Below are 6,818 nucleotides of genomic sequence, written 5' to 3' on the forward strand. Positions count from 1 at the left end.
CTGAGCCGGTTTGACGCTCTCCTGACCGTTGGTGGCAGCCAACAGCGCGGCGCCTGACGAGCCATGGCGAGGGATGCCGGTGCGATGATCGAGTTCACGATGGGCACCACCCCATGTGACGGGCCGCACGACCGCCTTCCGCAGCCTGGAAGAATTCGACGCCTACGCCCGTGAAATCGTCGCGGACGGCGACGAACACCTTCCCGCAGCGCCTGATCGCAGCGCCTGATCGCCACCGCTGGTCAGCAGGACCCACTTGGTCGAGGGTTCGGCGAATGTCCCACTCGTGGTGGCAGGCATCATGGGCATTGTTGTGGGCGACCTCAGCCGGGTCTTGCCTCCCACGTCCCGCGTGCATCAGGACGACGTGGCCGCTCCCCATAGAGGGTCTTGCCCCATATGTCCACAAACCCAGTGTCACGCATCGTAGTCAACGTGTCCCGACGCCGAGGCCGGCGTGAAACCGCAGCAACCGCGCCTTGGGCTCGCCCAGGACCGCCGGTAAGCACTCCGTGCCCTGCTCCCACGGTTGTACGTGATGTCGACTGCCGGTACGACTGCCCGAAAGGCTGCCCCTGAGCGCTCGCCAGCGCCTATGGCGGCACGGTTTACTCCAAGGCGGGATTGGTGGAGGAGGACTCCGCATGCGATATGTGGACCCCGAGTTCGCCCCAACGGTGCGGGCTCATGCCCGGCCGTCCAAGGTGTCCCCGGCACCAGTTGGCGGCCTCGGCCTGCTGGCGTTGCAGAGCACTGTGGGCAACCGCGCGATGACAAGCCTCCTGACAACCCTGCAGCCCCAGGTTCAGCGCCAGTGGTCATCGTCCTCCTCGGATGAAGACCGTGGCCAGAACACCGGCCAGGACGCCGCCCAGAACGGCGAGCAGGACGGTGGCCAGGACGTGGACCGCGATATCCATGACGCCGGAGCGATCGCGGGTGTCGACACCCAGCCCGATGACGCGGGTGCGGATACCGGCTCGGGTGAGGAGCGGGCGGCGGCCCCGCCCTCCGGCCAGATCGACGTTCGGGCCACCAAGATCCGAGGGCTGGCCGGACTGCCGGTCTACCACCTGTTCGTGATCTATATCGACGCCTCCGGAACCCCTTATTTCTTCCGGGGCGGGCCGAGCGGTCGGGGTGGTCCGGGCGGGTACGGCGCGATCAAATGCGATCACGGCCCGTACACACCGGGCACCATCGACTGGGAGCCCGGTGCCCCGTCGACGACGGTCATGGCGGGCCCGGCCGCGCACGGGAAGGACGCCTCTTTCACCAGGGAGCTGAGCCGGATCGACGCGGCGGCGATTCCGTACCAGCCGACCGGACCGAACAGCAACTCCGTCGCGCGTACGATCCTCAACAAGAGTGGTGTGCCCGAGAACAAGCCAGTGATGATCGCCCCTGGATGGGGCCAGATTCTTTGACGGAGCACCCCGATGGCCGGAATCCGGTGGAAGCGACTGAAGACCGCTGCCGATGTACGCACTCGGCTGCTGGAAGCCCTTCCGCTGGGAAGCGACTCGTCGGCCATCCGGAGTTTCGCCGCCGCGCAGCATGTGGAGTGTTCGGAGGCAGTCGGCGGCGTCATTCGGTGCTCGGCACCCGCGCGAGGGCGGTGGCCGCTCATTTCGGCGAAATGGCTGATCGAATTCCACCTGGAGGGTGACCGGCTCGCCGGCATCGCAGTCCGAGAGGGGCTCACCGGACCCTGATCCGCTGCCCGGAACCTGTCAAACTCGATGAGACATCAAGCGGCTTGGCCTGTGTGTGGCGGCTCCTCCGTCCCGATGATCGCCTGGAGTTGGTTAATCCACGCCTTGGTGGGTAGCGCGGGCGGCGTTGGTCGGTGTCGGCAACGCCGGTGTACGACATAATGGTGAAACACGCGCGTTCCATCCGAAACCGCGCACCTGCCCTGGGGGCTGCATGCATCGACACCTCGATCGGGTGCCGCGCCGGAAAGTGCTGCTGCTCGTGCTACCGCTCGTGCTACCGCTCGTTGCCGCGTCCTGCGGTGGCTCGGCCGGTGCCGTGCATTCGGCGGCCACTCCGCCATCGGCAGTCTCCGCCGGATCGACGATCACGCGGTGCACCATGGCGAGCCTCACCGTCACTTTGGGCACGGTCACGACCGTCGCCGCGTCACAACGCCAGATCCCCGTGACGTTCACGAACCAATCGGCGACCCGATGCAGCATGTACGGATTCCCGGGCGCGCAGCTGCTGTCCGCGGACGGAGCCACGTATGACATCCCGCGATCCCCGCTCGTCAACAGCACAAGGATCGTTCTCGCACCGGGCGCGAACGCGCACGCGACGCTGACCTACCTCGCCGATGACACGGCCGGCAGCTCCGATTTTGCCGCGACGCGCCTCGGCATCACGCCACCCGATGAGCGCAGTTCCACCGTGTTGCCGTGGACATACGGACCGATCGTCAACCAGGAAGGCGCGACGCATCCCGGCACCTACATCATGACCCTCACGCCCGGAGCGTAAGCGCGTACCTGTCCCGAAGGCATGCGCGAGGGCCTGCGCGGGCGGCAACGGCGATGGACGCCTTCCCCGCTGCGCCGAGGGGAAGCGCCCCGGTGGGAAACCACCAACACGGGGGGAGTCGGTAGTCACCCCACCGGGACGCTCCCAGGGTAGCGGGCCGGAGGCCCGCGCGTCCCACTTGGCACCCAAAAACCCGCAACGAGCCCGAGTTTTTCTGCGGGCGCCCACCGCGCACCACCGTGCCCGTAAGGTCCTTTTCAGAACACTATTTATGATCATTTACCAACCTCGGGGCGCGATGTCGAGTGCGGCGTCGCCGCCAATCCCTTCAAAGTTAGGTTAACATAACTTTACTTTTTAGGTGACACGCGTCGTGGCTGCGTGTGGATGGGCAACACCGCCTGGGACCCGACGGACCCGGTGAGCCACGTCGCGCCGAGGTTGCATGAGAAATGCTGTGCCGGACACGTAACAGTCGTGTCACAACAGAAGTCGTGTCCCAGCAGATGCGACAGCACGACCAATGTCACAGCACGACGGTAATCATCTGACAATGGAAATGAGGCTGGCTGATGTCCCTGCTCGATCGCGGCACGTCCCCGGACCCCTTCGATACCCTCCCCCCCGCGCCGTTGTTCACCCTCACCAGTGACGACTTCGCCGACGGTGACACGCTCCCGCCGACGGCTGTCCACACCAGCGCAGGCGGGCAGAACCTCTCGCCGCACCTTGCGTGGACGGGTTTCCCGCCGGGGACGCAGAGCTTCGTTGTCACCTGTTTCGACCCGGACGCACCGACGGGCAGCGGCTTCTGGCACTGGACGTTGGTCGACATTCCAGCCTCGGTCACCGAACTGCCGCACGGAGTGGCCAGCGGTGACCTTTCCGGCCTACCCGTGGGCTCCTTCCACGTCCGCAATGATTATGGAACAGTCGATTTCGGTGGCGCCGCACCTCCGGAAGGTGACCGTCCACATCGGTACGTCTTCGCCGTCCATGCGGTCGACGTCCCCTCGCTCGGGATCCCCGACTCCGTCTCACCGGCGGTGGTCGGGTTCAACCTGACGTTCCACACCCTCGCCCGCGGGGTCCTTCGGGCCACCTACCAGCGCTGACCTTTTCCCGGCACCTGTTGGGAATCGAGTGGCCGCGACCGCCCACGGCTGCCCACAACGGGTCGCACCAGGCGGGTGGGCAAGCATCGCCCGACGCGGGTAGGTTGGCCTACATGATTCGCAAGCTCGTAGTTCTCGCAGTTGTCGCCGGGGCCGGCGCCGTGGCGACGGTCGTGCGCCGTCGGCGGGGTAAGGACGAGGTCGACCTCTGGCACGAGGCGACCACGGCCATCAACCTGAACTGACGTCCCGCCCGCAGGGCTGTCCTGTCAGGCTGTCCTGTCAGGGCGTGTGCTCCTCTCTCTCAGCTCTGAGGTATCGGTCACCCCTGTGATCGTGTGATCCCCGGTGGATGGTTCGGTTCGACCCCTGACCATCCACCGGGGACCCCGTGCGCCTGTGCGCCTGTCGGCGGTGAACGACCCGCCGGCCCGCTGTGATGCCCGGCCGGTTCCGGCTGCGTGGAGTCTCCGGTAGACCCGCATGCCCTGGTCGTTAAAGATCTTCAATCCTGAGCTCCCATGCCCTTTTCCGAGGGCTTAACCCGCCAGTAGTGGGGTTGTGGTTGAGTTCCCTTTGGCATCCTATGTGTCTCATTACCGTTTGTGTCTAAGTTGTAGGCGAAGCGTTGTGAGAGCTGGCTGTCGGACGGGGACGCCCGGGATCGGTCCGGGCGCCTGGAAGGTGGCTCCGGGCATGAAGGGGACGGATGACAAGCGACAGCGGCGTGCCCGTCGGCGAATCACGGCGCCTGATCGGCGCCAGCGGGTCGGATGACGACACTCCTCGGCCTCGCGAGGTTGCCGTGGGTGCTGGTTTGGGCGGATTCGTAGCTATAGTTCTGCTCGTTGTGTCGGCTGTGCTCTCGGGCGGCGGACAGCATGAAACGACCGTGGTCCGTCCAGGCACGTCGGGTGACGGGCCGGCCAGCGCGGCGACGACGTCACCCGGCATCGTGGGTCCTTCCGGGCAGGACGCGCGGGACGCACAGGACGGGGTGACCACCGCTTCGGCTGCGGCGGCGGCTGCTCCCAGGCGGCCGCCGGCAGCATCGGGCAACAACCCGCGGCTGGTGGCTGCCGGTACCACGTCCGTGCTTGACCCGGTCGGAGCGTCAGCGGCTCCGGGCGGCGTTGGTCCGCCCACCGGCGATCCGGCGGGGCCTGTGGCCGCGGCGTCAACCGGGCCATCCACCGCCGCACCGGCGAATGCGCCCAACCCGGCGGCTTCGCCTTCAGCCGGCCAGGAGTCCGCCTCGACAGCCGGCACGGCCGAGCTGACGCGGGGTGGCGACTCGGCCAGCCCACCGTCGCCGCAACCCGCACCGACGCCCTCCTGTCCGGAGGATGCGAATTTTGCCGGATCCCTCCTGCGGGCACTGGGGCTTGCATCCTGCAACTCCTGACACGACAGGCCACCGGGTAGGCACGGGGCGCGGGTTGTGCTCCGCGGAACACAACCCGCGCCCCGTGCGGTCTCATCCGTGACCGGCCCGCTACCTGCCCGCTACCGGCTGCGTGCCGTACTCTTAGAAGAGTTTCCCCTCGAGGGGACGTAGCTCAATTGGCAGAGCACTGCCTTTGCAAGGCAGGGGTTAGGGGTTCGATTCCCCTCGTCTCCACCACGTCTCACCTGCAAAGACGGGTTGTCCCGTCTAGCGAGAAGATCGAAATGTAGCCAACCGTGTAGCCAAGGCGCGCTACCCGTCGTCTTGGTCTTGGCCTTGGCCCGCCGCTGTGTCGTCCTCGGATGTCTGATCCGGGTCGCTCTTCGGGTTGAGGATGTCGTCCATCGCCGTCGCCGCCGCGTGAAGTCGCTCGGGTAGGACGTGGCCGTACCGCTCCATCGTCATCCTGACGGTGGTGTGGCCGAGGATCTCCATCACGGTCCGTGGTTCGATCCCGGACGCCAGGAGGAATGTCGCGCAGGCGTGTCGGAAGTCGTGGAGCCGTAGCCACGGCAGGCCCGCGCCGCCGCGGAGTTGCTGGACGCGCCGGGTGACGTTACGCGGCTCCATCGGTGTTCCGACCGTGGAGGCGAAGACAAGCCCGTTGTCCCGCCAGGAGTCGCCGGCCTTGTTCCGTTCGTCCGCCTGGCGCTTGCGTTGGCGTTCCAGGGCGTCGACCGCGAACGCCGGTATCGGCGCGGTTCGCCGTGAACCGCGCGTCTTCGGTTCGACGAGTCGCAGTTGCCCGCCGACCCGTTGGACGGAACGGCGGATCCGCAGCGTCCGGGCGTCAAGGTCGATGTCATCCCAGCTGAGGCCGAGCAGCTCACCGCGGCGCAGTCCCATCATGAGCGCCAGGACGAACAGCGCTTCGAGCCGATCGTCCCCGGCAAGGGCCAGGAACCGACGGGCGTCATTGATGGTCAGCGTGTGGCTTTCCTCACCGGCCAGGCTCGGCGGCCGGACGGCCTTCGCGACGTTGCGGCTCACCAGATCCATCCGTTCCGCGTCGGCGAGCGCGGCCCGCAACACGGCGTGAATCTTCACGAGGCTCGCCGGCTTCATCTGGTCACGGCGTGCCGCGTGCAGACGTCGGATGTCTGCCGGCCCGAGTTTGTCCAGACGGATCTTTCCGAGCAGCGGGACGATATGCCCGTCGATCGCGTGCCGGTACCGGGCGAGTGTGGACGGCCGTGTTCCGTCGTGGGTTTTGATCTCGGTCATCCAATAGTTCATCCACTCGGTGACGGTCCGAGGCTTCGCGGCGAGATCCTGGCCCTGGTCAGCCGCCTTGCGAAGCTCGCGTATCTTGCCGAGCGCTTCCTTCTCGGTTTTCCCGTAGACGACGCGTCGACGTCGCTTCCCGTCAATCCAGCCCAGGTCGACCACACCGACCCACCGGCCGTCGCTCTCACGCTGGTAGAGGGAACCCTCACCATGGCTTCGCCGACGCTCCCGACGTGCGGAGGCGTTCGGCCTTTTGTGCTCCGCGCCTTCGTTGGGGCCAGTTGATTCGTTGCCGTCCGTGGGGTCGGTGGAGTCGGTGGGGTCCTGTCTCTTGCTGGACATGATGAATGATCACTCCTTACTGAAAGAGGAAAAACGGGGAGAAGGCGCCGGAGGAGGCTTGGGAGTCCGGGGTGCTGGTCAGTGCGGCTGGTGCTGGGGGGGGAACCGTCCGATACGGGAGAACGTCGGGTACCCAGCCGCCGGCCGGACCAGGCCCGTGCGATCGGGGAGTTGCCGGAAACGCC

At 66.7% G+C, this 6,818-nt stretch carries 6 protein-coding genes and 1 tRNA gene; 6 read left to right on the forward strand and 1 reads right to left on the reverse strand.

Annotated features, from left to right (window positions below; translation table 11 throughout):
* Window positions 1-644: 644 nt before the first annotated feature.
* The 6 genes from U9980_RS18510 (at window position 645) to U9980_RS18535 (ending at window position 5,241) form a co-directional block, all read left to right on the forward strand.
* Window positions 645-1,427, forward strand: coding sequence for a hypothetical protein (locus tag U9980_RS18510; protein ID WP_322769066.1), 783 nt, complete (start codon window positions 645-647; stop codon window positions 1,425-1,427).
* A 12-nt stretch (window positions 1,428-1,439) separates the two neighbouring features.
* Window positions 1,440-1,715, forward strand: a complete 276-nt coding sequence (locus tag U9980_RS18515; RefSeq protein ID WP_322752880.1) for a hypothetical protein — start codon at window positions 1,440-1,442, stop codon at window positions 1,713-1,715.
* A gap of 235 nt (window positions 1,716-1,950) precedes the next feature.
* Window positions 1,951-2,502, forward strand: coding sequence for a DUF4232 domain-containing protein (locus tag U9980_RS18520; RefSeq protein ID WP_322769067.1), 552 nt, complete (start codon window positions 1,951-1,953; stop codon window positions 2,500-2,502).
* A 572-nt stretch (window positions 2,503-3,074) separates the two neighbouring features.
* Window positions 3,075-3,617: a YbhB/YbcL family Raf kinase inhibitor-like protein gene (locus tag U9980_RS18525; protein WP_322769068.1), complete on the forward strand. Its 543-nt coding sequence runs from the start codon at window positions 3,075-3,077 to the stop codon at window positions 3,615-3,617.
* 113 nt (window positions 3,618-3,730) lie between these two features.
* The gene (locus tag U9980_RS18530; protein ID WP_322750450.1) at window positions 3,731-3,862 is read left to right on the forward strand and encodes a DLW-39 family protein; all 132 of its coding nucleotides are present in this window, start codon (window positions 3,731-3,733) and stop codon (window positions 3,860-3,862) included.
* 1,303 nt (window positions 3,863-5,165) lie between these two features.
* A tRNA-Ala gene (locus U9980_RS18535) sits at window positions 5,166-5,241 on the forward strand.
* Window positions 5,242-5,316: 75 nt separating this feature from the next.
* Here U9980_RS18535 and U9980_RS18540 read toward each other — a convergent pair.
* A complete protein-coding gene (locus tag U9980_RS18540) occupies window positions 5,317-6,633 on the reverse strand; it encodes a site-specific integrase (RefSeq protein ID WP_322769069.1) in 1,317 nt (438 codons plus the stop codon).
* Window positions 6,634-6,818: the final 185 nt, after the last annotated feature.

The organism is Protofrankia sp. Cr1, from assembly GCF_963555865.1.
In the GTDB taxonomy this organism is placed as follows: Bacteria; Actinomycetota; Actinomycetes; order Frankiales; family Frankiaceae; genus Protofrankia.